The 22,599-nt window shown below is 64.6% G+C and carries 20 protein-coding genes; 8 read left to right on the forward strand and 12 right to left on the reverse strand.

The window, feature by feature from the left end; translation table 11 throughout:
* Positions 1–9 precede the first annotated feature (9 nt).
* From nuoE to ACP8JZ_RS07635, 6 genes are all read right to left on the reverse strand, one after another.
* Complete coding sequence (nuoE, locus tag ACP8JZ_RS07610) at positions 10–777, reverse strand: NADH-quinone oxidoreductase subunit NuoE (RefSeq protein ID WP_484482349.1); 768 nt, start codon at positions 775–777, stop codon at positions 10–12.
* Positions 774–2,084, reverse strand: a complete 1,311-nt coding sequence (locus tag ACP8JZ_RS07615) for an NADH-quinone oxidoreductase subunit D (protein WP_484482350.1) — start codon at positions 2,082–2,084, stop codon at positions 774–776. The genes nuoE and ACP8JZ_RS07615 overlap by 4 nt, the downstream gene beginning before the upstream one ends.
* The gene (locus ACP8JZ_RS07620; protein WP_323458337.1) at positions 2,084–2,803 is read right to left on the reverse strand and encodes an NADH-quinone oxidoreductase subunit C; all 720 of its coding nucleotides are present in this window, start codon (positions 2,801–2,803) and stop codon (positions 2,084–2,086) included. Before ACP8JZ_RS07620 ends, ACP8JZ_RS07615 begins: the two co-directional genes overlap by 1 nt.
* The gene (locus ACP8JZ_RS07625) at positions 2,800–3,357 is read right to left on the reverse strand and encodes an NADH-quinone oxidoreductase subunit B (protein WP_021105046.1); all 558 of its coding nucleotides are present in this window, start codon (positions 3,355–3,357) and stop codon (positions 2,800–2,802) included. The genes ACP8JZ_RS07620 and ACP8JZ_RS07625 overlap by 4 nt, the downstream gene beginning before the upstream one ends.
* Before the next feature lie 19 nt (positions 3,358–3,376).
* Positions 3,377–3,736 (reverse strand): NADH-quinone oxidoreductase subunit A, encoded by a 360-nt coding sequence (locus ACP8JZ_RS07630; RefSeq protein WP_306517552.1) that lies wholly within the window; start codon positions 3,734–3,736, stop codon positions 3,377–3,379.
* Positions 3,737–3,842: 106 nt separating this feature from the next.
* Positions 3,843–5,120, reverse strand: coding sequence for a geranylgeranyl reductase family protein (locus tag ACP8JZ_RS07635; RefSeq protein WP_484482351.1), 1,278 nt, complete (start codon positions 5,118–5,120; stop codon positions 3,843–3,845).
* Between the two features lie 309 nt (positions 5,121–5,429).
* Here ACP8JZ_RS07635 and ACP8JZ_RS07640 point away from each other — a divergent pair, with 309 nt between their 5' ends.
* A complete protein-coding gene (locus ACP8JZ_RS07640; RefSeq protein WP_484484254.1) occupies positions 5,430–6,674 on the forward strand; it encodes a chorismate-binding protein in 1,245 nt (414 codons plus the stop codon).
* A 53-nt stretch (positions 6,675–6,727) separates the two neighbouring features.
* Here ACP8JZ_RS07640 and ACP8JZ_RS07645 read toward each other — a convergent pair whose 3' ends face one another.
* On the reverse strand, positions 6,728–8,473 hold the full coding sequence (locus tag ACP8JZ_RS07645; protein ID WP_484482353.1) for a DUF6297 family protein: 1,746 nt from the start codon (positions 8,471–8,473) through the stop codon (positions 6,728–6,730).
* The gene (locus ACP8JZ_RS07650; protein ID WP_023034389.1) at positions 8,470–9,114 is read right to left on the reverse strand and encodes an ABC transporter ATP-binding protein; all 645 of its coding nucleotides are present in this window, start codon (positions 9,112–9,114) and stop codon (positions 8,470–8,472) included. The genes ACP8JZ_RS07645 and ACP8JZ_RS07650 overlap by 4 nt, the downstream gene beginning before the upstream one ends.
* Positions 9,115–9,404: 290 nt before the next feature.
* Here ACP8JZ_RS07650 and ACP8JZ_RS07655 point away from each other — a divergent pair, with 290 nt between their 5' ends.
* Together ACP8JZ_RS07655 and ACP8JZ_RS07660 are read left to right on the forward strand one after the other, a co-directional pair.
* The gene (locus ACP8JZ_RS07655; protein ID WP_306517208.1) at positions 9,405–10,103 is read left to right on the forward strand and encodes a demethylmenaquinone methyltransferase; all 699 of its coding nucleotides are present in this window, start codon (positions 9,405–9,407) and stop codon (positions 10,101–10,103) included.
* Between the two features lie 10 nt (positions 10,104–10,113).
* Complete coding sequence (locus ACP8JZ_RS07660) at positions 10,114–12,099, forward strand: TM0106 family RecB-like putative nuclease (protein ID WP_306517209.1); 1,986 nt, start codon at positions 10,114–10,116, stop codon at positions 12,097–12,099.
* A gap of 179 nt (positions 12,100–12,278) precedes the next feature.
* Here ACP8JZ_RS07660 and ACP8JZ_RS07665 read toward each other — a convergent pair whose 3' ends face one another.
* Both ACP8JZ_RS07665 and ACP8JZ_RS07670 read right to left on the reverse strand, forming a co-directional pair.
* A complete protein-coding gene (locus tag ACP8JZ_RS07665; protein WP_306517210.1) occupies positions 12,279–13,607 on the reverse strand; it encodes an N-acetylmuramoyl-L-alanine amidase in 1,329 nt (442 codons plus the stop codon).
* 265 nt (positions 13,608–13,872) lie between these two features.
* Complete coding sequence (locus tag ACP8JZ_RS07670; RefSeq protein ID WP_306517211.1) at positions 13,873–14,754, reverse strand: 1,4-dihydroxy-2-naphthoate polyprenyltransferase; 882 nt, start codon at positions 14,752–14,754, stop codon at positions 13,873–13,875.
* A 319-nt stretch (positions 14,755–15,073) separates the two neighbouring features.
* Here ACP8JZ_RS07670 and ACP8JZ_RS07675 point away from each other — a divergent pair, with 319 nt between their 5' ends.
* The 4 genes from ACP8JZ_RS07675 (at position 15,074) to dhaM (ending at position 18,781) form a co-directional block, all read left to right on the forward strand.
* Positions 15,074–16,360, forward strand: a complete 1,287-nt coding sequence (locus tag ACP8JZ_RS07675; RefSeq protein WP_306517212.1) for an MFS transporter — start codon at positions 15,074–15,076, stop codon at positions 16,358–16,360.
* Between the two features lie 338 nt (positions 16,361–16,698).
* Positions 16,699–17,700 carry a dihydroxyacetone kinase subunit DhaK gene (gene dhaK / locus ACP8JZ_RS07680; RefSeq protein ID WP_306517213.1) on the forward strand — a complete coding sequence of 334 codons (1,002 nt, stop codon included), beginning with the start codon at positions 16,699–16,701 and terminating at the stop codon, positions 17,698–17,700.
* Positions 17,688–18,338 (forward strand): dihydroxyacetone kinase subunit DhaL, encoded by a 651-nt coding sequence (gene dhaL / locus ACP8JZ_RS07685; protein WP_036902798.1) that lies wholly within the window; start codon positions 17,688–17,690, stop codon positions 18,336–18,338. The genes dhaK and dhaL overlap by 13 nt, the downstream gene beginning before the upstream one ends.
* 26 nt (positions 18,339–18,364) lie before the next feature.
* Positions 18,365–18,781, forward strand: coding sequence for a dihydroxyacetone kinase phosphoryl donor subunit DhaM (gene dhaM / locus ACP8JZ_RS07690; protein WP_023034396.1), 417 nt, complete (start codon positions 18,365–18,367; stop codon positions 18,779–18,781).
* Between the two features lie 7 nt (positions 18,782–18,788).
* Here the strand turns inward: dhaM and ACP8JZ_RS07695 are convergent, their stop codons facing one another.
* Complete coding sequence (locus ACP8JZ_RS07695; RefSeq protein ID WP_306517253.1) at positions 18,789–19,223, reverse strand: deoxycytidylate deaminase; 435 nt, start codon at positions 19,221–19,223, stop codon at positions 18,789–18,791.
* 366 nt (positions 19,224–19,589) lie between these two features.
* Positions 19,590–20,510, reverse strand: a complete 921-nt coding sequence (locus ACP8JZ_RS07700; RefSeq protein ID WP_036903330.1) for a cation diffusion facilitator family transporter — start codon at positions 20,508–20,510, stop codon at positions 19,590–19,592.
* A 338-nt stretch (positions 20,511–20,848) separates the two neighbouring features.
* Between ACP8JZ_RS07700 and ACP8JZ_RS07705 the strand changes: the two genes are divergently transcribed.
* Positions 20,849–22,471 carry a patatin-like phospholipase family protein gene (locus ACP8JZ_RS07705; protein ID WP_306517214.1) on the forward strand — a complete coding sequence of 541 codons (1,623 nt, stop codon included), beginning with the start codon at positions 20,849–20,851 and terminating at the stop codon, positions 22,469–22,471.
* Positions 22,472–22,599 lie beyond the last annotated feature (128 nt).

Raw genomic sequence — 22,599 nt, forward strand, 5'->3', positions numbered from 1 at the left:
TGTCGATGCTCACTTGCCCTCCTCAGTCGGCTGCGAGACGCTGATCCTGGCGGGATCGGGGGCGCTCCAGCCACGCTCCTTGGCCACCGTGACGCCACGCAGGGATGCCTCCCCGGCGCTCGGGCCCTCGTCAGCCCGCCCGTCGGGGAATCCGGCCAGCACCCGTTCGGAGTCGCGCCAGCTGGTGATCCTCGCCCCACGCGTGGAATGAACCTCCTGATCGGCGGCGAGCCTGTCGAGCAGCTCGTCGGCCTTGGCCGGGGTCATGTTGTCCATGAACTCCCAGTTGACCATCATGATCGGGGCGAAGTCGCAGGCAGCGTTGCACTCGATGCGTTCCAGGGAGAACTTGCCGTCGGGGGTCGTCTGCCCCTCCCTGACGCCGAGCTTCTTCTCGACCCGATCCATGAGGATGTCGCCGCCCATGATGGCGCACAGGGCGGTGGTGCACACCCCGATGTGGTGTTGGCCAGCCGGACGACGCTTGTACATGGTGTAGAACGTCGCAGCACCGGAGACCTGGGCCTCGGTGATGCCCAGCACCTCGGCAGCAGCCTCGATGCCGGCGGGAGAGACCCGTCCGTCCACCGACTGCACCAGGTGCAGGATCGGCAACAGGGCCGAGCGCGGCTCGGGGTACCGGGCCGCCAACGAGCGCATCTCCTCGATCGTCTCGTCGGTGATGTTCGTGGACCGGTCCGTCTGGTCGACGCCACCGGATCCGGTGAAGTCCGAGCGGAACTCCTCGGCGTACGGGAAGTCGAATTCCTCGCTCATCGGTCAACTCCTCCCATCACGGGATCGATGGATGCCAGCGCCGGCACGACGTCGGAGAGCATGCCACCCTCGCACATCGCCGGCAGGGACTGCACGTTGATGAATCCGGTGTCGCGGATGTGGGCGCGGTAGGGGCGCACTCCCCCGTCGGAGACGAGGTGGCAGCCGAGCTCACCGGCCACGCCCTCGATGGACTGGTAGACCTCGCCGGCCGGCACCTTGAAGCCCTCGGTGATCACCTTGAAGTGGTGGATGAGGGCTTCCATGGACTCCCCCATGATGTGCTTGATGTGTTCGTGGGAGTTGCCCTGCCCGTCGGGTCCGATGGCCAGTTCGGCGGGCCAGGCGATGTGGGGATCGTCGACCATGTGACGCTGGCCCTGGGTGTCCTCGAGCTTCTTGACGACCTGCTTGAGGATACGGACCGACTGGTTCATCTCCTCCAGACGGATGACGAATCGTCCGTAGCAGTCGGCGGTGTCGGCGGTCGGCACGTCGAACTCGTAGTCCTCGTAGCCGATGTAGGGGTTCGTCTTGCGCAGGTCCCAGGGCAGGCCGGTGGCGCGCAGGGTGGGCCCGGTGATGCCCAGCGCCATGCACTGCGCCAGTTCCATGCGGGCAATGCCCCTCATGCGCGATTTGAAGATCGGGTTCTGCAGGGTGAACTCGGAGAGCTCGTGGAGGTTGTCCTCCATGCGGGCGATGAGGTCGCGAAGCAGATCCATCCCGTTGTCCGGCAGATCCGTGGCGGTACCACCGGGGCGGATCCACGCGTTGTTCATGCGCAGGCCGGTGACGGCCTGGTTGAACTCCAGACAGATCTCACGCTCCCTCAGACCGACCTCGGTGACCGAGGTGGCACCCAGCTCCATCGATCCGGTGCCCACGGCAACCAGGTGTGAGGAGATCCGGTTCACCTCGGTGATCATGACGCGCAGCGCGTTGGCACGCTCGGTGACCTCATCGGTGATGCCGAGCAGTTTCTCCACGGCCAGGCAGTAGACCAGCTCGTTGAAGAAGTTCGCGACGTAGTTGGCGCGGGTGGCATAGGCGACGCCCTGGGTCCAGGTGCGGTACTCCATGGACTTCTCGATCCCGGTGTGGAGGAATCCGATGCCCACACGCATGTCCTTGACGGTCTCGCCGTCAAGTTCGATGACGAGACGCATCACACCGTGGGTCGAGGGGTGGGTCGGCCCGAAGTTGATGACGACGGTCTCGTCACCTCGCTCGGCAGCCTCGGAGACGATCTGCTGCCAGTCACCGCCTTGGGCCAAGTACTCCTTGGCCGCAATGTTCTCACTCATCAGTTGTAGCTCCTGCGCTGGTCCGGCGGCGCAACGATGGCACCCTTGTACTCCACCGGGATGCCGCCAAGCGGATAGTCCTTGCGCTGGGGGTGGCCAACCCAGTCGTCCGGCATGAGGATGCGCGTCAGCGCCGGGTGCCCGTCGAAGATGACACCGAACATGTCCCAGACCTCACGCTCCTGGAAGTCGGCGTGCGGGTACACCCCCGTCACCGAGTCGATGTGCGGATGCTTGTCCTGCGGATCGGCCAGCCCCACCTCGAGACGAATTTCACGGTTGTAGGTGTAGGAGCGCAGGTTGTAGATGACGTGCAACTCCTCACCTTCCATCTGTGGGTAGTGCACGCATGTGAGACAGGCGCAGTTCTCGAAGCGCAGCTGCTCGTCGTCGCGCAGCTGCTTGACGAGTTCCAGCAGTTTCCCAGGGTGGACGAAGAAGGTGATCTCGCCGCGGTGGATCGTCGTGAGTCCGGTGGAGAATCCCGGGACGAGCTGCTCCATCCGGTCGGCAACCTCGTCGAACCAGCCGCCGAACGGACGCTCGGAGGCACCGGGCAGGCTGAACTCCTGGACCGTGCCGCCGTAGCCCGAGGTGTCGCTCGGACCGGAGTCCGACCCCCACATCCCCGTGGTGGTACGCATCACCGGGCTGATGACGCCAGCTTCGGCTGCGGCAACCTCGGCACCGTCGGTGTGCTCGACATCGTTGGAGCTCATCGCATGAGTCCCTTCATCTCGATGGTGGCTGGGGCCTCCAGCGCGTTCTTCTCCTTGGTCTTCTCCACCTCGGCCATGTGTCCCAGCAGTGGCCAGTGCTGAATCTGCTCACGGATCTTGAACACGGCGTCGATGAGCATGTCGGGGCTCGGCGGGCAACCGGGGAGGTAGACGTCGACCGGGACGATGTGGTCGCAGCCCTGGATGATGGCGTAGTTGTTGAAGATGCCACCGGAGGAGGCGCAGGCGCCCATCGAGATGACCCACTTGGGATTGGGCATCTGGTCGTAGAGCTGGCGCACGACCGGGGCCATCTTCTGGCTCACGCGTCCTGACACGATCATGAGATCGGCCTGGCGCGGCGAGGCGCGAAACACCTCATGGCCCCAGCGGGCCGCATCCTGACGAGGACCACCGTAGGAGATCATCTCGATGGCGCAGCAAGCCAGACCCATCGTCAGCGGCCAGAAGGAGGTCTTGCGAAGCCATCCCACGACAGCCTCCAACGAGGTCATCATGATGCCGGCGGGGACGTCGGCGTCGTACTCGGCCATGTTTTCCTTCCTCTCCTGCTCAGTCCCAGTCAAGTCCGCCGCGACGGAAGATGTAGATGTACGAGACGAAGACCGTTGCAATGAACAGCAGCATCTCGATCAGGCCGAATGCACCGAGCTGGTTGAAGGTCACGGCCCAGGGGTACAGGAACACGATTTCGATGTCGAAGACGATGTAGAGCATCGCGATGACGTAGTACTTCACCGGGAACCGTCCACCACCCGGCGGCTGCGGGGTGGGCTGGATGCCACACTCGAAGGTCTGATGCTTCGAGGCGTTCCTCCGGGTGGGGCTCAGCAGCAGGTTGACGGAAATCGTCACCACCACGAACAGCAGGGCAAGAATGGGAAGGCCCACCAAGGGCAGGTATTCGTTCATCGGTTGGTACCACCTCGTCCGACATGATGTCTGTGACCGGAGCGCGAGCCATGGGATCCGGCCAGCAATACTTTAGGCGTGAGCACTGCAGTTTTGGCACATTCTCTCATGTTGACGGTGCCAATCTGGTGAGGGCATTGATGACGTGGTCAGAAACGTCCCCACCTCGCGAGTCGGTGAGATTCGCGAGAAGCTTGTTGACGAATCTCATGAGTGCGGCATGCGGCAACCCATACGTGGTGCACAGTCGCATGGCCCGTGGGTCTCCGATGAGCTTGACGAAGATCGTTCCCAGCCGGAAGTAGCCACCGAAGCGCTCACGCAACGCGATGGAGTATCCCTGAAGGACACGTTCGGCAGATCGGGACCCCATGCCACGGTAATGGGCCTGGGCGATGGCCGTGGCAGCAAGCTCACCGGCCTCCATGGCGTAATCGATGCCCTCGCCGTTGAAGGGATTGACCATGCCACCTGCGTCACCGACGAGCAACAGACCACGATCGTAGGCAGGGGTGCGGTTGAAGGCCATCGGCAGGGCAGCCCCACGGATCGGCCCCTCCTGATTGTCGGGGGTGAGACCCCACTGCGCAGGCAGGTGGGACAGCCAGCGCGTCATGAGGGATCGGTAATCGGTCTTCTGGAAGGCGTCGGAGGAATTGAGCATTCCGAGCCCGACGTTGACGGTGCCGTCCCCCACCGGAAACGCCCAGCCGTAACCGGGCAGCAGATCCGACTCGTGGGGTTTGCCGTCCCACAGCTCCAGCCAGCTCTCCAGGTGGTCCCCCTGGGAGAGTGGCGAGGTGAAGTAGGCGCGCACCGCCACCCCCATGGGTCGATCTGGGCGGCGCTCGCGCCCCATGGCCAGGGCCAGGCGCGAGGAGTTGCCATCGGCAGCAACGACGACGGGGGCATGGAACTCATGCCCATCAGTGGTCCGCACGCCGACGATGCGACCAGTGCGTTCGTCCATGATCGGGGTCTTGACGTTGGCCCCCGTGATGAGTTCGGCTCCGAGCGACTCGGCATGCCGGGCAAGCATCTCGTCGAGCTTGGCGCGCCGGCACACCATGCCGAAGTTCGGGTAGTCGGCCAGCTCCGGCCATGGAAGGACGAAGGGGGGCACGGTTCCACCGTGAATACGCAGCCCCTGGGTGTGCTTCCACCCAGCTTCCTCGCTGACGTCAATGCCCAGTCTGATGAGCTGGCGGACGGCACGCGGTGTCAGCCCGTCACCACAGACCTTGTCACGGGGAAAGGTGGCCTTCTCCAGGAGCACGACGTGCAGCCCCTGGCGGGCAAGATTCGCAGCAGTGGCCGATCCGCCAGGTCCAGCACCCACGACGAGGGCGTCGGCGCACACCCCACGGCCGCCCACGTTCGCCATGGAAACCTCCTCGTCACTCGTCCATGAAAGTCTATGGTGAAATGAGCGATTCGTCACAATCATGGCATTTTCACATGTATCCGGATTCCCTCTCCCTATTTTAGAAAGGAAATTGTTTCATAATTGAGTGAATGGTAGGGCCCGTGGCTGGAGCCATGTCCGTTCGCCCCGGAGAGCCAGTCCCGGCGTTCCACCCGAGCCAATCCACCCATCTGACCCCGAATCCCATCCTCTGCGGCACCCCATCGCCTGCGGGGCACGCGGTGTCCAATTCCGTTGTGCGAAACAGCCGCGGGTATCCTCGACCGCGTGATCCTCAACCCGGACAGCAGTCATCTTCGCGCTCGAACGGTGGTCATTGACGATCCAGGCTCCTTGGAGTCGTTCATGACGCCAAGGGACAGCACGTGCATCCTCCACCGAGGGGATGGGATCGTCGGTATCGGGCACATCGCCCGGTTCGCGCCCGACAGCATGCTCGCCGCCGACGTGTGGTGGGAGGAGTTCTGCGCCGACCTGGAGAACGAGACCGAGCTTCCCGGAGTCTACGGCACCGGACCGGTTGCCTTCGGCTCGTTCGTCTTCGATCCGGATCGCACCTCGGCTCGCTCGGTGATGATCGTTCCACGCACCATCGTCGGCCGCCGCTACGGAACCAGCTGGATCACCCAGCTCTCCTATGGCGACGTCGACGACGACCCACCCATGCGCCAGATGCTCCCGGTACGACCACACATTGACGACATCCGCCCAGGCACCATCGACGACGATCGCTGGTTGCAGCTCGCTCGTCAGGCCCAGGAGCTGTTCTTCTCCGGCGGTATAGAGCAGCTCATCATCATGCGTGATCTGTTGGTCGGCTGTACGGCACCCATCGACCCTCGATGGCCAGTCGCACTGCTCACCAAACTGTTTCCCCAGTCGTGGACCTATCTCGTCTCAGGAACCATTGGGACGACGTCAAAGCTCCTGGCACAGGTCCGTGACGATCTCATCACGTCTCGAGCGCTCACCCACGCTCCACGTCGACACGATTCCACCGAGCGCCGAATCCTCGATGCCCTGACTGGCCAGGGGCCGATCGCCGCCGAACATGCCCAGACCGTGGAATCCGTACGCAGGACGCTGGCGTCGTTCAGCAAGTCGTGGCATCGCCCCCAACACCCCGGGATCGTCACCGCACCGGACGGCAACTACCTCGCCTCCGACATCACCGGCGTGGCGGACGGATCTGCCTCCTCCCTGTCGGTGGCAGCCAACATCCACCCCACCGCGTTCGTCACGGGGACTTCTGCGGATCGAGCACGAGCCGTGCTGTCGGAGGCAGAGGAGGTGGATCGAGGCCGAGTCAGCGGCCCGGTAGGCTGGATCGACACCATGGGCAACGGCCAGTGGCTCTCCGACACCCGTGGTGGCCAGATCGACGCCACGGATCCCAGCCGTATTCACCTGTTCACCGGGATTCCCATTTCCTCGTCCACCACCCCCGAGGACATGGCCGAGGATCTGCGCACCCGGGTCAGAGTCCTCATGGATGTGCTCAACGCGCACTGACGCTGGCCTTCTCACCACACGGTATCCACCACATCCACCACGATGCGTCGTGGTCAGCGGCGCACGACCTTCTTCCTGACGGGACGTTCGTTCTGGGCGATCCGCTTCTGTTCGGCGAGCTGGCGGCGGGACTCCTCCTGCATCTGTTGCAGCTCCTGCTGGTCAAGGCCTCCCATACGCAGGAAGGAGTAGGCGAGGATCGCGGCGACCACACCGATCCACGGGGACAGGCCGAGCACGAGCCAGATGGTGATGAGGGCCACCATGTCCAACCCACGCAACAGGTTGAACATGAGGCTGGGCGGCATGGCGCCAGCCTGGGTGGCGACCATCGGTGTCGAGTAGTCAGCTGGTTTGGCCGAGACCCAGCGGATGGCACCGATGAATCCGGCAGCAGCCGTCACCAGGGCATAGAGCACGGCGTGGAACCAGTCCATCCGAGCGGCATCACCGATCCCGTGGAAGGCGGGGATGGTGGCCAGGGCCCAGACGAGGGCAAGGATCGCTGGCACGATGGACGCCGCAGTACGCACCTGGGACGTGGTGAACGGCATCATCCTCATGAGCCCCTTGGTGCGGCTGAGTACGCGCAGGCTGGTGAAGAAGGGCACCATGGCAGCGACCAGGACCAGGGCCGACAACGGCGAGGTGAGCCGCCCGAGCCCCAAGGCCTGCAGGGCGTAGGGGACGACGATCGTCGCGGCCAACGTCACCAGGGGCTTGGGGAAACGCAGCAGCCGCTGCACATCTCGCCAGACCAAGGCATGAAGCCCCATGCCACGGCCTCGAGTGGCGCGCACCTGCCCGCGTTCGACGGCTTCTCGCTCCTGAAGGATGTCGCGGATGAGGGCGAAGTCCAGGGCGAAAGCGGCACCCTGCATACCAGAGACCAGTGACCCACCCGACATGAGACGGGCCCGTCTGATCGAGTTGAGCCGTCCGTTGGCCACGACGAGTGCCACGATGAGCACCAGGACAGCTCCGGCCACGACGGACCAGGCGATCAGCACCGACAACTCGGTCGAGATGCTCATCGGGTACCAACCGGTGGCGGTGGACACCAGGGCGAGCAGGAGCAACCCAGCCAGAACCATGGCAACACTCTGCAGCACGCGCACGGTACGCACCCGTTCTGCTCCCTGCTCTGCAGCGGCGAAGGCCACCAGCGCCGCTGCGCTCAACCCGGTGGCGACGGTCCAGGCGATGATGGCCCGGCCGCTGAGCCCGGACAGTGCCGAGACCAGGGCTCCTGCGATGGCCCCACCGACCAGGCTCACGATCTCGGCGATCCGTAGCCGCTTGCGCAGGAAGCGGGACCTGTCGACCGGTGCGTCGAACAACCAGAATCCTTCCGCCGCCGACGCCAGGACCGGACCGAAGATCCGCGAGACGGCCAGGGCGAAGCCCATGACGGCGGTGACGACAGCCAGCGGCAGGACGTTTCGTGCTGCCTGACAGCCCGAGCTGGAGCATCCTGCGGCCTGCCCCTGGGCCTGCACGATGAGGCTGATGAGCATGGCGAGGATGATGGCCAGTGAGAACAGTAGGACGTAGGCGTCGCCCAGGGCCTGCCAGATGTTGCGTGTGGTCCGACCCCGACGCCAATCCCCCATGAGCAGTTCAAGCTGACGTTCGTCGGCCTGCCCCTGCCAGTACTCGTCAGGACTATGTGAGACGACGAGTGTGACAGCAGGAACGTCGTTGACGGTGGGGATGTCCTTGGGGGCGGGTGTTGCAGCTGTGGGGGACGTGGGCTGGGTCTTCCTGCCAGACTTGCGGTGCCGATTGTGCCTACTCATCCGCGCTGTCCTCCCAACTCGACGACCTGAGCCCCGAGTTCGTCGACCAGAGCGGGCTCGTGGCTGGCCATGACGATGGCCAGCCCCTGGGAGAGTTCCTTCTTGAGACGTTGGGAGAGCCAGGCAACACCTTCGACGTCAAGTCTTGCCTCGGGCTCGTCGAGGACGAGCAATTTGCGTGGACGCACCAGGGCAGTGGCCAACGCAAGTCGTCGACGTTGACCCGACGACAGGGTTCCGGGCAGTTGCCCCGACTGCGCCACCAACTGCACCTCCTCGAGCACCTCGTCGACGAGTTCGTCGGCATCGACGAGCCCGTGGGCACGAGCGAGCAGGTCCAGATGTTCCACGACGGACAGGTCGGGGAAGAAGTCGAGGTCGTCAATGACCGTGGCGACATTGCGTCGGAACTCGGGATCGGTCTCGGAGACTGGGCGGCCCAGCACCTCGATGGTGCCGGAGGTGGGCCGATCGGCCCCGACGAGGCAACGCAGCACGGTCGACTTGCCTGCACCGTTGCGTCCCGTGAGGGCGACAGCCTGCCCCGGATGCACGGTCAGGGAGAAGGAGTTGACGATGGTGTGATCCCCATAGGACTTGGTGACGTCCTTGGCGACCAGGACTGCGTTGCGAGAAGCCATGGCGTTATTCTCCAACCATCCTCGCGGGAACCAAAAACTCATCCACAGGTGGCCCGATCGCCGTCAGCAGATGACACCTCCCCTGTGGACAGTGGACAACTGCCACCCGCCGGCACGCTGCCACCCACCTGCACACGGCCAGGACCGCCGATCATGATCTAGGGATCCTGATGGACGGTGACCAGCGTCCCCCGGTTCGGGGTGTTCGGTGCAGGCCAGTCTGCACGCTCGTGTGGGAGACGTGCCTGCACGTTGCGACTGCCGGCACGTTCGTGTGCGAGACTGGGCAGGTGCATACCACCCGGGCCACCTTGGACAAGCATCACGCCGACGTCGCCTCCATGTTCGACGGCGTGGCGCGACGCTACGACCTCATGAACACCCTCATGACCTTGGGAGCGGTCGATCAATGGCGTCAGTACGTGGTTGACGCGGTGGAGCCGGGCCCCGGGCAGAAGATCCTGGACCTGGCAGCGGGAACCGGCACCTCGTCCGCCACATTCGCCGCCTGCGGCGCCGAGGTCTACCCCACCGACATCTCCCTGGGAATGCTCGAGGTGGGCCACCAGCGTCAACCCGATCTGCACTTCGTCGCCGGTGACGCCACTGCACTGCCCTATGCCGACGACACCTTCGATGCCGTGACCATCTCCTACGGGCTGCGCAATGTCGAGGACACCGCGGGGGCACTTCGGGAGATGCTGCGCGTCACCAGACCCGGCGGGCGGCTGGTGGTGTGCGAGTTCTCCACCCCCACGGCAAAGGTGTTTCGCCACCTGTACCGGGACTACCTCCTGGCCGCGATCCCTGCGTTGGCACGACTGGCAAGTTCGAACCGGGACGCCTACGACTACCTTGCCGAGTCGATCCTGGCCTGGCCCGATCAGCAACACCTGGCAGATCTCATGGCACGGTGTGGTTGGAAGGCCGTTTCGTGGCGCAATGTGGCTGGCGGTGTGTTGGCTCTGCACCGGGCCTGGAAAGCCTGAGGTCCGCCCGGTGAGCTCCGCAACACATCCCAATCCCACACCGATCCTGCTGGATTCCTGGGCGGCGCGCTCCTGTCCGGTGAGGACGCAGCACGCCTTCGACCCGAGCATCACACTGCCGCCCACCCAGGATGACCAGCCGCAATCACAGCCATCACCCCTCAGCGATGCCGCCCGGGGATTCGTGACATCCATGTGCGACGAACTGGCCAGGATTCCGCACGCGGTGGACCTGCGAAAGTGGCGCGGCTCCTCGCCACAGCATCACCGCGCCATGACCCGCAAGGTGCTCGAGCGGGGGGCAGCACTGATCATCGACCCGCAGCTGCCCTCGTCGCTGCAGGGGCACCGCTCGGGAAGTCCCGACGTGCTGGTGCGAGTGGCGGATCGCCCCGACGGCCAGCCGGGTTATCTACCGGTGGTCATCGCGCACGAGTCGTTGCTGCAACGCAACGCCACCACTGCGGAATTCACCTGGGTGACGCCGCTGCAGGAGCCCGATCCGCGTCAAGCCCACCTCAGCACCACCCAGGTGTTTCGCCCCGGACGGGAACACACCCTGCTGCAGGGGGCGCACCACTGGCGCCTGCTGGACGACCTTGGTCTGGTGGCGAGCCCACCAGATGGGATGTCTGGCCGACGTCGTCTGGCCGGGTTCATCGGAACCGACGACGTCACCATGCTGGCAAACCTGCCCACGTGCGCGGAGGACTCCCCCCGCCTCGCTGTCTGCTGGCTGGACCTCGATCATCGCTTCATCCGCACCTACATTCCCGCACCAACGAGCTCGTCGGCGGCAGAATCCGCATCCCAGCACTGGAGACGACGCAGTGTGCTGGATCGTTACGACCATGAGCACAGTTTCCGGGTGAGCGTCGCGAGACACGCCATGACACACAGCGCCTCGAGCGATTCCGTTCGGGGCAGACGCACGGCCACCAGGCATGACTCGATGCCGAGCGGGGACGCACCAGCGAGCCACCCGACCAACCAACCTGGCGTCACGCCCGACCCCGCCTCGGGCAGCTCCACCCGTCCTCGCCGTGCACCGATGCTTCGCCCGATCGTGGTACCGGAGTGTGCACAGTGCCCGTGGTGGCCGGTGTGTGAGTCCCAGCTCGATCCCGACGACATCTCGTTGCGCGTCACGAAAGCGCCCCTGGACGTGCGCGAGATCGCGACACTGCGCGACCTCGGCATCGAGACCATTCACGATCTCGCCGCAGCGGATCTGGACGTCGTCCTACCGCTCTACCTGCCGCAGGTGCAGCATCGGCCACGCGCCGAGACCCGACTGCGACTGGCTGCCCAACGCGCCACCCTGTTGCACCAGGGACGCACACTGGCCCGAAGGAACGATGACCCCATCGTCCTGCCTTCCGGGCAGGTCGAGATCGACTTCGACATCGAGACCTCCTTCGACGACCGGGTCTACCTGTGGGGCATGTGGGTGGATGATCCGCAGGGCCTCCTGCCGGAGACCACGGATCCGAACACCTGTTACTACGTGCATTTCTCCAGCTTCTCCGACCAGGACGATGCAGCCGAGATCAGCCTTGCGAGGGAGGCGATCTCGTGGCTGGACCACGTCGTCCAGCGGGTTCCCGACTGCATCATCGTGCACTACTCGGACTACGAGATCACTCATCTGCGTCATTTCGGCACGGTGGCGTCCGATCCGCACATGGCAGCCTCGGTGGTGCGCCTGCTGCAGTCGGGCTGTTTCACCGATCTGTTCCAGACCGTGCGACGGCACTTCCTCGGGGTGCACGGGATCGGGTTGAAGGCCGTCGCCCAGGAAGGGGCCGGTTTCCACTGGCGAGATCCCGAACCCGGCGGCCTCAACTCGCAGACCTGGTGGGACGAGGCCGTCCACTCCCCCGATCCGCAGGTACGTGAGAGTTCACGCACCCGAGTTCTCCAGTACAACGAGGACGACGTGCGTGCCACCCACGCGGTACGCGCCTGGTTGCGGAAGGAATACGGCAGGAGGTAGCTTCCCGGAAGCTCACCAGAACCATGCTCCAGCAGTCCACAGCCACACCCGATGCCCTGACCCCGACTCCAGCCCTCGGGCCGTCGGCTACGAGACGCGTTCGCCTGTGACGATCAGCCGGTGGCGAGTTGACGCCCTGACCGCGTCGGTCTGCACGAGCTCCTTGAGCTGTAACGTTCTCAAGCGCCCAGCCAGTCAGATCGGACGTCCGTGACCTTCAGGTAGCCTTGGCGATGCCCCAGGAAGACACACACGTATCGATCCTGACCGATGACGTCCACGTGATCCGTGGGCGGGGGGGAGCCGAAGGTCTTGGAACGGTAGTAGTCCGTCGAAGGCTCGGGATCGATGACGACATAGCGCTGATCGGGATCCAGCACGTACGGCAGGGTGGCGTCCGGCTGCACCCAACCGGGGTCCGGGTAGGCGGAGGCTTCCGGGAAGGCTCGTCCGTAGCCTGACGTGCGGGAGACCACCCTGACCGTCCGCGCCCCCGGTACGACACGTGCCACGGGTTGTGCGACCGGATTGTGCAACCATGCCTTGGTACCGAGGTACCAGACTGCGATCCACTCGTCGTCCTGTCCTCCGACCTCGGCGACAACATACTCGGCGCCCGTGTTGAGGCGGGCACCGACGTCGGAGGGTTCCGTCGTCGCCGGCCCTGGTCTGATGCCGATGTCGACAACGGCAGGAGCATCCTGCGATGGGGCCTGCCGGGCCGTCACGAAGTTTAGCCCCGTGACGACCCGACCATCGTAGACCTGGGTGTTGCTCGCGAAGTCCGGCAGGATCCTCACGACGTCACCGGGCTGGGGCGCGGCATCAGTCGTGCCGTCCGTGAGGGGGCAGCCCAACAGCTCGAAATACCGGGCCCAGTCCCAGTAGGGACCCGGATCCCAGTGCATCGTCTTGATGTGTTCGGTGTCGATCCCGGGGACCTCGTCATGGCCGATGATGTGACCACGCGTCATCGGTACCGAGTACTTACGGCACAGGTGCCGGACCAGTGCCGCGCTGGAGCGGTACATGGCATCCGTGTACCAGCTCATCCCCTCAACGGCCCTGCCCTCGTGCTCCAAGCCAGTGGCGTGCATGTTGTAGTACCAGTTTCCCGAGTGCCAGCCGACGTCGTGGGGATCCAAGTGCTGCGCAACGTGACCGTCGGAAGACCTCAGCGTATAGTTCCAAGCCAAGTAGCTCGGCTTCTGAACGAGCTTGATGGTGGTGTCGTACGTCTCCTCGGTGTCGTGGATGACGACCCTCGTCAACAGAGGACTGGAGGGCCGGTGGGCGATGTCATGGTTCCCGTACTTGGCCAGTCCCGGACCATACTGCTCATACGGAGCGGGGATCCACTCGATCGGAAGACCGTCGGGACCATCGATCGGTGGCGCAGACACCTGCGACTCTGCGGGAGCGACGCCAAGCCCAAGGCGTGCCGCACGGCCCGTGAGGGGGGAAAGCATCGTCACGAGGGTGAAGGAACGGCGGCTGATGTAACTCATCGGAGTACCCCTACTGTCGGCCAAGCTGCTCGGAAACCCAACCTGGTGGAGTGTTCCAGTATTCGTTATTCATTCTACGTTGCCGGTATAGATACGTCCACCATCCGACGAAACCCATGCAGCATTCCCGCGAAATGGCTTTGGTGCCTCGGACCGCAGTCACTACAGCCTCCACTTGATTGAGCTCTGGCAGGGCACGTTGGCAGCACCCTCTGCACCGGACCTTGTGCGGATCGGAGACGAGCTGCGCTGTGTTGCAGCAGCTTCACGCCCCGATGGCGACCCCCACCGCCAGACCCACCGCACACACCAGTTCGGCGATCCCGGTGTTGCGCAGCGCAGGTACCAGGGCCATCCCCGTTGCCTTGGTGAGCATGGCCTTGACCGGGGCCACGAGCGGCACGGCCATGACGAGGGCGAGCAGACACCACCACGTCGTCAGGGCACCGACCCACACCACTCCCGCCAGGGCGACAACGATGAGCATCAGGTAGAGGATGCGGGTGCCGGTGTGTCCGAGCCGGGTTGCCAAGGTGCGCTTGCCCGATTCACGATCCCCGTCGATGTCGCGCAGATTGTTGGAGACGAGCACGGCACAGGCCAGGGCACCGATGAGTACGGCGGTGAGCCATGTCGCCGCGTCCACCCGATCGGTCTGGGTGTACGTCGTTCCCGTGACGGCCACCAGGCCGAAGAACACGAAGACGAAGATCTCACCCCACCCCCGGTAACCGTAGGGACGTTCACCACCGGTGTAGTACCAGGCGGCTGCGACGCAGGCCACCCCGACGGCCAAGAGCCACCAGTGCCCGCACAGAGCGACGAGAACGAGTCCGACAACTCCCGCTGCCCCGAAACAACCCATGGCCGCCGCCTTGACGTGCTGCGGGTCGGCCACCCCCGAACCAACCAGACGCAGCGGCCCCACCCGATCCGCACCGTCGGCACCACGAATGCCATCGGAATAGTCGTTGGCGAAATTGACGCCGATCACCAGGAAAAGAGCCACGAACAGGGCGAGGAATGCCCGCAACAGAGCCAATCCACCCATGGCAGCAGCCATGGCCGATCCTGCCACCACTGGCGCTATTGCCGTCGGCAGCGTTCTGGGCCGGGCACCCTCGATCCACTGCGCCTTCGTCGCCATGACCTCTCCTCACCCATTCCGGTTCGGGAATGTGACACCCGGGACCCAATGGTTCCCCGGAACAGCATGTCTTCAGGACGACAATCATCCTCCCTTGTGGGAAAGTCACCAAGCGCACTGGCCCGAACGGGAGCACCTGCCGTGCCCCATGTTCTCGACCACCCCACGCCCGCAACAGAGTGGGAATGCTCACGATCGGAATCCGGCTGCCCGGCACTGGAATTCTCAGTGAGAGGAGCTCCTCGGACAGCGCTCGGCAATGACGTAATGTTGCACCGTAAATGGTGATCACTCGCGCATTCATTGAAGGAACCGACTGATGAGCAAGACGTTTGCCAGCATGGCCGTCCCGAATTATCGACGATATTTTGCTGGAACGATCCTGGCCAACACCGGACAGTGGATGTCGCGTACCGCTCAGTCATGGCTGGTTCTGGTGGTTCTCACCGATCACAATGCCTCCGCCCTGGGCTGGCTGATGGCTGCGGCCTTCACTCCGCTGCTGGTCATCACCCCGTGGGCCGGAGCACTGGCCGACAAGTATCCCAAGCGCAGGATCATGGTCCTCGCCCAGATCGTCATGTGCGTCGATGCCGCGATCCTCGCAACGCTCGTCCTCACCGGAACGGTACGGCTGTGGCACGTCTTCACCCTAGTGGCCATGGATGGTACGGCCACGTCCTTCTACAACCCGGCGATGCAGGCATTCGTCTCGGAGATCGTACCGCTGTCGAAGCTTCCCAATGCCATCAGTCTCAACAGCGCCTCCTTCAATGGTGCCCGCATCCTGGGCCCCGGTGTTGCCGGTCTGCTCATCGCTGGAATTGGAACCGGATGGGTCATGGTCATCAACGTGGCTTGCTTCATCGGATTCATCACCACTCTGATTCTGTTGCGTGCCGACCAGCTGCACCCCTCACCGCCTGTTCAGGGAAAGTCAAGCGTGCGTGAGGGCGTCAAATACGTCAGCGTGCGGTTCGATCTCAAGGTGTTGCTCGCCATCGGTTTCGTCATGGGCACCTTCGGCTTCAACTTCAACCTCTCCGACTCGCTCATGGCAACGGTGGGATTCGGTCGTGGTTCCGGTGAATACGGTCTGTTGGGTTCGATCATGGGGCTTGGTGCCATCGCAGCCGCCCTGGGATCGGCTCGCCGCAAGCCGCGGATGCGCTGGGTGGAGCTGGCCCTCGTCGTCTACACCGTGAGCATGGGACTGTCGGCCATCGCACCGAACTACTTTCTTTTCGCACTGCTCAAGGTCCCGGTGGGCTGGGGAGCGGTCTCCACACTCATCGTCGCCAACTCGATGGTGCAGACCTCGGTGTCACCACAGATGCGTGGGCGTGTCATGAGCCTGTGGTCCACCCTCCTTCTGGGAGGTACACCATTCGTCTCCCCTGCCCTGGGATGGATAGGTGACCAGTGGGGCCCGCGATGGACGGTCGGGATACCGGCGATCATCATCGGACTGCTCTTCATCGGTGTGACGGCCACCATCATGCACAACGACTCCCTCAAGGTGCGTTTCGACCCGCACAAGAAGGCCCCGTGGCTACGTATCGAGCGTGGTCAGGTGACGGTCAACTACACCCAGGAGACTCGCTGAGGAACTGCCCGCGGCTCGCCTCAACCGCTGCGGGTCGTGGGCGCTGCCCCCAGTTTCGGCACCAAACGATCTCGGCGCCAAGCAACATTGTGCGGTGCCACGTGGTGTGGCACCGCACCAGTTCGTCAGCCCGTACCCTGCCACGGACCTCAGCGTTGAGGTCACGTCGGAATGGGTGTGCCGAGAATCGCCGACTCAGTCGGGATGCGTCCACGACGCTGTGCATCACTACCCCCACGAGTGGCAGATGAATGCATTTCAACCCGCACCACGCCGAGAAATGATTTTTGTGGTGTTCCAATACTTGGCGCGTGGCGAAAAGGTGGTTTACTGGAGGTATGAAAAAGCTCATCAATGCCGCTGAGAGCGTTGTCTCCGATTCGCTGACGGGTCTGGCCACTGCGCACCCGGGCAGCATCCGCGTCGATCTGGAGAACAAGGTCGTCTACCGTTCCGACGGACCAGTTCCCGGCAAGGTGGGGCTCGTCTCCGGTGGCGGTTCTGGTCACGAGCCACTGCACAGCGGCTACGTGGGGCGAGGCATGTTGGATGCCGCGTGTTGCGGCGAGGTCTTCACCTCACCGGTCCCCGACCAGGTGATGGCTGCCACCCATGCCGTCGACGGCGGGGCCGGCGTGTTGCACATCGTCAAGAACTACACCGGCGACGTCATGAACTTCGACATGGCGGCCGAGATGGCCAATGCCGAGTCCGGGGTACGCGTGGAGTCGGTCGTCGTGGCCGACGACGTCGCCGTGCAGGACTCGCTGTACACCGCTGGCCGCCGCGGCGTGGGGCTCACCGTCCTCATGGAGAAGATCCTGGGTGCCGCCGCCGAGCAGGGCCAGGACCTGGACGCCCTGGTGAGCCTGGCCGAGCACGTCAACGAGGCTGGACGTTCCTTCGGTGTGGCACTCACCTCGTGCACGGTCCCGGCAGCCGGAAAACCGACCTTCGACCTCGCCGAGGACGAGATGGAGCTGGGGATCGGCATCCACGGTGAGCCCGGACGCGAGAAGGTGCGGCTGGGATCGGCCGCCGAGGTTGCCGAACAGCTCATCGAGCCCATCCTCGCCGACCGTGACTTCACCAACCAACCAGTCATCGCCATGCTCAACGGCATGGGTGGCACCCCGCTGCTCGAGCAGTACATCGTCTTCGGTGAGATCGCCAAGATCCTCGAGGCCAAGGGAGTGCGTGTTGCTCGCACCGTGGTCGGCAACCACATCACCTCCCTGGAGATGGCAGGATGTTCCTTGACCCTCTTGGGGGCCAGCGACGACCTCATCACACTGTGGGACGCACCTGTGAACACACTCGGACTTCGTTGGGGATGCTGATGTCTAACCTGCCTGTTGAAACAACCCTTGCCTGGCTCGCGGACTACGCGAAGGTGGTCACCGACAATTCCGCCATGCTGACGGATCTGGACCGCCAGATCGGTGACGCCGATCATGGCTCCAACATGACTCGCGGCATGAGCGCCGTGGCAGCCCTGGACCCGCAGTCCTTCGCAGACACCGGCGCCCTGCTCAAGAAGGCGGGGATGACGCTGGTGAGCACCGTGGGCGGAGCCTCCGGGCCGCTGTACGGCACGCTGTTCCTGAGACTGGGAGCGTTCCTGGGCCCGGACAAGGAGCTGTCGGTGCAGAACCTCGCCCAGGCCTTCAAGGCTGGTCTGGACGGCATCATGACCCGCGGCAAGGCCGAACCCGGTGACAAGACAATGGTTGACGCCCTCGCACCTGCGGTGAAGGCCCTGCAAACCGACGCCGAGGCCGGCAGGACGCTGCAGGAGGCCTTGGACCATGCTGCACAGGCCGCCGCCCAGGGGCGTGACGCCACGGTCGGCATGATTGCCCGTCGCGGACGCGCCTCCTACCTTGGTGAGCGCAGCAAGGGGCACCAGGACCCCGGTGCCACCTCCTTGACGCTGTTCATCGAGTCCGCCGCCCGCTGCCTGCCGGCACAGTCCTGAGCACGTCATCAAGGAAGGGAGCACAGATGTCGCAGGTTGGCATCGTCATCGTCTCGCACAGTCACAAACTCGCCACCGCCGCCGTGGATCTGGTGGCACAGATGGTTTCGGAGGAGACCCGTCCGCCGGTCCGAGTTGCCGCTGGGCTGGACGAGACGACCCTGGGCACCGATGCTGCGGCCGTGTCGGCAGCCATCGAGGAGCTCTCGGAGTGCCCGGGCATCCTCGTGCTCGTCGATCTGGGATCGGCGATCCTCTCGGCCCAGATGGCTCTGGACTTCGTCGATCCCGAGCTCGCCGCCAAGGTGACGATTTCTCCCGCTCCGCTGGTGGAGGGCCTGTTCGCCGCGCTCATCACGGCGTCCACCGGCGCTCCGCTGGAGGCCGTGGCCTCCGAGGCAGCCAACGCCCTGTCTCCCAAGCAATCACAACTGGCTGACTGAGGCCAGCTCACCTGCCCCAGTCGACGAGCTCGTCGGCGTCGAACTGTCCATCGGGCCACACGGCTCGCACGACCCCGGCAGCCGCCAGCGCCTTGCGGCATCCGGGGCAGGGCTGGTCGGTGACGTAGGCCGTGCATCCTGCGGTGTCACGCGTGGCGAAGAGCAGCGCGTTGACCTCGGCATGGATGGCGATGCAGAATCCCGGCGCCCCCGGTACGTCGTAGTCGCTGAAGGCAGGCACCTCTGCGTAGCCCAGACGCCCACGTGGGCAAGCGCCCTCCAGGCAGTCCGGGCGCCCGGGAGCGGCTCCGTTGTAGCCGGTGGCGATGATGCGGTGCTCGTGCACCAGCACGGCTCCCACCCGGCGACGCGTGCACTTGGCACGTGCCGAGACCGCCGCGGCGATACCCAGGAAGTACTCGTCCCAGCCCGGCACGGTGATGGGCGAGTCCGGGGCCTGCCCAGTGTGGGAATGACCTGCTACTGACCCCTCGCCCCCTCGATCCTCGTGGCCCGGATGTCCATCATCTGAATTCTCATTGATTGGGGGCCTGCTCGCAGCGTCCTGATCCGCTGACGAGGTGGTCCGTCGCCCCTGTGAGACGTCAGGCCCGGTGGATCCGTACCTTTCCTCGCCGGTCCGTGGAGTCGCGTCGCCCGTCTGGGCGTCGGCCTGCCAGCGTCGATTCTCCTCGTTGCCGTGTTCGTCGGTCATGTGCACCTCCTGATCCTCACTGTGCTGGTGCGTTGCACGATCCGCTCCGATGTGGCGCACCGAAAACGTTCCCACGTGGCGATGGTGTCTCGCTCACACGTCCAGATCCTCGTACGACCGAGGATCGTCGGCGGGTTCCAGGTGCCCCATGACGCGCAGGTCTGGCCACTTGGCGAGCATGGCGTCGATGAGGTCCTCCATGACGTCGTGGCCGTGACGCACGGTCCACTCCCCGGGCACGAGCATGTGGAAGTCGACGAATCGACGGTACCCGGCCTCACGGGTGCGGATGGCGTGGAACTTCACCTCGGCTCCACAGTAGCCGCGCATGAAGCCCTCGATCTGCCTGCGATCCTCCTCCGGCAACGAGACGTCCATGAGGGCGGCGCCGGAGGACGCGATGAGTTTGTAGCCCGTGACGAGGATGTTGACGCCCACCGCAATGGCGACGAGGGCGTCGAAACGATCCCATTTCGACACCCACACCAGCCCGACGCCGACGATGACGCCCACCGAGGTCCACACGTCCGTGAGCAGATGTTTACCATCGGCGGTCAGGGTGGCAGAGTGTTCCTTCCTGCCGCGGGTGAGCAGCACCCAGGCCACTGCCCCATTGAGCACCGATGCCACGGCAGAGACCAGCAGGCTCACCCCGACATTGTCGAGGGGCTGGGGATGGATGAACCGTTTGACGCCGGAGTACAGGATCGCCGCTGCAGCCAGAAAGATGAGCACCCCCTCGGTGATCGCCGAGAAGTACTCCGCTTTGGATCGCCCATAGTTGAATCGCTCGTTGGGCGGGGTGATCGACAGTTTGAGGGCGATGAGGGCGACGATGGCCGCCACCAGATTCACCAATGACTCGGCGGCGTCGGAGAGCAGTCCCACCGAGCCGGAGAGCCACCAGGCAACCACCTTGAGGACAATCGTTGCGACGGCTGCTCCCATTGACAGCCAGGCGTACTTCGACAGGTCCTTCGGTGGCCGATGTCTGGGGACGGCCGTCTCGAGCAGCGGGTCGGCCGAGCTGGGTTCCTGATCGCTGTCCGGACAGGTTTCGGGGTTACTCACCCCTCCATTGTTCCTCACCTCTCCACGGACTGTCCCATCAGGCATGGTCACTCGAGACGAGCGAGGACACCCACGCCGGTCCGTCGACTGCTCCATCAGGCATGGCCACCTTGGCTCCCACCTCATTTTGCAGCCGCCCCGACAACTCCCATGGGTTGGTTGAGATGTCAGCTGTAGCGAGGCTTCTGACAAGGAGTGTGACCAACGCTGATCCATACCGTGCCGGGCATACGTCAGCCGGGCAGATGCTCCGTCGTGCCGGGGACCAATACCATGACCACATGGATTTGTCCTCATGGTTCGGACTGCACTCCCTGCGACTGGGGCGAGGAAGTCGCACCCCCAGGCAGGGACTGGTGCTGGCAGGTGGCGGAGCACGCGCGTCCTTCCAGATCGGCGCGCTGAGCTACCTGTACGACCGCTGCGCGATGCACCCGTCGGTGATCTCTGCCACCTCGGCCGGGTCGATCGTCGCCTCCGCCCTGGCACAGTGGCCTGACGTCACACACCAACGGCAGGCACTGCGCGATCTGGAAACGATGTGGTTGGCCATGCAGCAACCCGAGGACATGTTCACCCCGCGCGCCTGGTACACCCGATTCGAGGCCATGTCACCGCACTGGTCCAAGCTCTTCGAGAAGGAGCAGAAGAAGCAGTCGTCCCCAGGCCACCGTTCCCTGCTACCGCGCTGGCTCACCGGGACCGGGAACCTCCATGGCGCTGGGAGCGATGAGCGGGAGCAGGACGTGACCACCGCCGCACAGCCCCGTGACACCACGCCACCACGAGCCGATGCCTGTGATGGTGCGGCAGAAAGTGTGGCAGATGAGCAGGAGCTCACCGGGCAGGCCGCCACCCTGGCCCTGGCCACCTCCGACGAGACGATCAAAACGGCCAGCTGGTCTCCGGCCGCCACGGTGCAGGCCCTGTCGGTGCTCTCACGTCTCACCCGTGACGGCTCCGACATCGCCGGGGTGCTGCGCGGAGCCGACCAGACCTCGTCGACCCACCGAGCCGGCCCCATCCTCGCCAAGCTGCTGGACCGGGAGTTCTTCCGCGCCGAGATGGTGTCGGCGTCGGGGATCCAGCTTCGCATCGCCACGGTTGCCCTGGAGTCCGGCCAACTGCGATACATGACGGAGCAGGGCATCCTCGTCGATCGGGACGACGAGCCGATCGGCTCCTCCACCTTCGACCTGTCCAAGGGGGTGCTGGCGTCCTGTTCGATTCCCGGCGTCTTTCGCCCGGTGGATCTGGACGGGGAGCACTACGTCGATGGTGGAGTGCGTGAGAACATCCCGGTGGAGATCACCATCGAACGGCTCGGGGTGACCCAGCCCTACGTCATCGCAGCAGCCCCCTCCGACATGGAACGGGCAGCCGACTTCGCCGACCGCAACATGCTCGATCTGGCGTCCCGGACGGTGTCGATCCTCACCAACGAGGCGTCCCGCGATGAGTTGTCCTATGCCCGTAGCGCCGGCGCGACGATCATCGAACCGAATGTCGACGTGCACGGCTCGCGCGTCGTCGACCCAGGGCTGCTCGCGATCAACCGCGACTATGGCTGGATGCGAGCAGCAGCCGTGTGCCAGGACGCCTCGCAGGAGGTGTGCGAGGCCATCGACACGATTGTCACGGCGCGGATGCAGTGCTGGCAGTTGGAGAAGAGCTGGCTGGCTGGTGAGACGACACGCGAGGTGCGCACGACGCTGGAGAACGCCCGGTCGGCCATTGCCCGCACCGTGGCGCAGATACCCGACGAATTCCTGGAATCAGGCAGCCAGCTGGGCGACTCGGACGATGACTTCGTCACCTCGGACCCGCACAGCTGGCCCGAACGGATGGAGCGACACAGCCATCTGGAGCACCCGGTGCCCGAGTTGCAGACCCCTCGGATGTGAGCCGCCCACCAGGGGGGAGCACCGGGACAGGTCACCGCTGGCACTCCCATCCCTGACGGTCAGCTCCCGCCGTTGGCCGGAATCCTCGAGGGCCTTCCAGGAACGCTGACCACCTGCCAGGAACGCAG

This window comes from Cutibacterium sp. LaCa_286, assembly GCF_057198075.1.

What these genes read in the sequence shown, in the direction of transcription:
- nuoE (WP_484482349.1), bottom strand. Translation starts at nt 777, where the DNA reads ATGAGCGAGGAATTCGACTTCCCGTACGCCGAGGAGTTCCGCTCGGAC.
- ACP8JZ_RS07615 (WP_484482350.1), bottom strand. Translation starts at nt 2,084, where the DNA reads ATGAGTGAGAACATTGCGGCCAAGGAGTACTTGGCCCAAGGCGGTGAC.
- ACP8JZ_RS07620 (WP_323458337.1), bottom strand. Translation starts at nt 2,803, where the DNA reads ATGAGCTCCAACGATGTCGAGCACACCGACGGTGCCGAGGTTGCCGCA.
- ACP8JZ_RS07625 (WP_021105046.1), bottom strand. Translation starts at nt 3,357, where the DNA reads ATGGCCGAGTACGACGCCGACGTCCCCGCCGGCATCATGATGACCTCG.
- ACP8JZ_RS07630 (WP_306517552.1), bottom strand. Translation starts at nt 3,736, where the DNA reads ATGAACGAATACCTGCCCTTGGTGGGCCTTCCCATTCTTGCCCTGCTG.
- ACP8JZ_RS07635 (WP_484482351.1), bottom strand. Translation starts at nt 5,120, where the DNA reads ATGGCGAACGTGGGCGGCCGTGGGGTGTGCGCCGACGCCCTCGTCGTG.
- ACP8JZ_RS07645 (WP_484482353.1), bottom strand. Translation starts at nt 8,473, where the DNA reads ATGAGTAGGCACAATCGGCACCGCAAGTCTGGCAGGAAGACCCAGCCC.
- ACP8JZ_RS07650 (WP_023034389.1), bottom strand. Translation starts at nt 9,114, where the DNA reads ATGGCTTCTCGCAACGCAGTCCTGGTCGCCAAGGACGTCACCAAGTCC.
- ACP8JZ_RS07665 (WP_306517210.1), bottom strand. Translation starts at nt 13,607, where the DNA reads ATGAGTTACATCAGCCGCCGTTCCTTCACCCTCGTGACGATGCTTTCC.
- ACP8JZ_RS07670 (WP_306517211.1), bottom strand. Translation starts at nt 14,754, where the DNA reads ATGGCGACGAAGGCGCAGTGGATCGAGGGTGCCCGGCCCAGAACGCTG.
- ACP8JZ_RS07675 (WP_306517212.1), top strand. Translation starts at nt 15,074, where the DNA reads ATGAGCAAGACGTTTGCCAGCATGGCCGTCCCGAATTATCGACGATAT.
- dhaK (WP_306517213.1), top strand. Translation starts at nt 16,699, where the DNA reads ATGAAAAAGCTCATCAATGCCGCTGAGAGCGTTGTCTCCGATTCGCTG.
- dhaM (WP_023034396.1), top strand. Translation starts at nt 18,365, where the DNA reads ATGTCGCAGGTTGGCATCGTCATCGTCTCGCACAGTCACAAACTCGCC.
- ACP8JZ_RS07705 (WP_306517214.1), top strand. Translation starts at nt 20,849, where the DNA reads ATGGATTTGTCCTCATGGTTCGGACTGCACTCCCTGCGACTGGGGCGA.